This window comes from Enterococcus spodopteracolus, from assembly GCF_030441955.1.
In the GTDB taxonomy this organism is placed as follows: Bacteria; Bacillota; Bacilli; order Lactobacillales; family Enterococcaceae; genus Enterococcus_B; species Enterococcus_B spodopteracolus.
Map to the genome: position 1 here is coordinate 1 of NZ_JARJHD010000124.1, position 419 is coordinate 419.

General features: G+C 37.2%; 1 protein-coding gene. It reads left to right on the top strand.

What is annotated here, in order from left to right; genetic code table 11:
* The coding region (locus tag P3R27_RS14870) for an ArpU family transcriptional regulator (protein WP_301357573.1) at nucleotides 1-388 on the top strand (388 nt) is incomplete at its 5' end.
* Nucleotides 389-419 lie beyond the last annotated feature (31 nt).

A 419-nucleotide genomic window follows, 5' to 3' on the forward strand; every position in this document is an offset into this window, starting at 1 on the left:
TGTTTTTCTTTCAGCATATCTGTCAGCTAGATGTAGGATAGGTCAACCTCGGGAGCCTAAAGTAACAGCATCTTACTCCTTGGTTCCACCTTCTACAGCAAATAATACATTTGAAGCAGAACGAATGGTGATTGAAAAAGAGGAAGCGCAAGAAGAATTTGAGTATTTGCATAAACTGTTCATTCGTGGTTATTCCGCGATTCAGCATCCGCATAAACCTGATGTAACGGAAAGACGGAAAAAGATATTCTATGATCGCTATATCAACGGTATGTCGATTTATGTAACTGCTCAAAGAAATAATACGAGCGAGGAATCTGTAAAAGCAGAATCAAACAAAATCATCATTCAATTTGCTTCTTCCTTAGAACTGGTTGCTTTTAAGTAGCCAGTTTTTACACTTTTTATACCCATTTACT